The following is a 1,287-nucleotide window of genomic DNA, read 5'->3' as shown; positions in this document are numbered from 1 at the left end:
AGGCGTTTACCTGTGTTAAGAACATTAAAGGTCGCTGCCACTGTATTACGTTGGTAGTTGTCACCACTTTCACGAACGGCACCATCACCATCGATAATCGCACCACCATCTGGGTATTCCACTAGCGGAGCGTGCTGCTCAGGCATTTGAATAATTTTACCTGACACAATTGAAACTTTAGACGGACGATAAATCACGCCCGACGTGATTGCATCGGTACCGATGGTGTCGTTGTGATCCAAAATGGTATCGCCATTCTTATCGAAACCAACGAACACATAGCGATTGTGGATAGAGTCTTGATCACCGCGCTTCGCGTAATCTTCTTCATTGTATTTCGCGTTAACCGATGCCAGCAGGGTCTTGATTGCACCAAAGTCGCCAAAGCCGTTGTTCTCGATCTCCATCAAACCAAGAATATCTGCGTCTAAACCGTAGATAGCCTCAACAATCTTAGCTTTTTGAAGTTCGTACTCTTCTTCAGACTCAGCGCCACGGTTATCACCATATTGGTTCGCACTGCCGCCGTAAGGTGAGTTGAACAGATTCAACACGTTCTGTGTCGCTACTTTCACAGTAAAGCCTGCATCGTACTCTTCATTAACGATGTCATACTCACCAGAGCTTGAAACTGGACGTGGTGTATTAGGCGTAATATCAGCACTTGTCATCTGATAACCACCAGCCGCAGGATCTTTCACGACTAGACGGTACTCATCGTAGGTATAAGCAATCACACCTTCTACGTTCTTAATGCCATCATTAATACGAATTGGGTTGTCGTAGCTGAAGTTTGCGTAGTAAGGGATCTGGCCGTTACTTGGTGCTTTTTCGCTGTCTAGGAACAGAGTGGCGTCGCGGTTTTGTTCAATCTTAGCGATCGATTCAAAACTACCTGCAACATACTCTTGGTTCGGGTGGAAGTTCGGAGTTTCATACGCTAGAGCCAAGTTGTTACGGAATTGGCCTTTATGGTAAAGCTCGAAGTCGAAAGCGAATGCACGGGTTACGCGCATATCTTGGTTGCCGTCTTTGTTGTCATCCATGTCTTCAACAAGTTTGACGAACATACCCTCGTGGCGCTCTAATGTGTTTGCAAAAGATGCACCGTCTTCCGGTAGGCGTTTTAACTCAACAGGACCTGGAGGAGTAACACTGTTTCCAGTTTCAACCCAGTTTCCTGACATATTAAACTGTGTTTGACCAAAGTATTCACGAACGGTGCCAACCACAGTCACTTATGTACCAACGGCAGGTTGAGTGCTTGAATATACAAACAGACCATCT

The 1,287-nt window shown here is 45.8% G+C and carries 1 pseudogene; it reads right to left on the bottom strand.

Annotated features, from left to right (window positions below):
- Nucleotides 1-1,238, bottom strand: a pseudogene (locus tag KIV40_RS27235) (nuclease); the annotation flags it as partial.
- Between the last annotated feature and the right edge of the window lie 49 nt (nt 1,239-1,287).

The sequence above is a fragment of the Vibrio sp. D173a genome (assembly GCF_030248475.1).
Note: the sequence above shows the minus strand (reverse complement) of the source record. Positions and strands in the feature narration are given on the sequence as shown.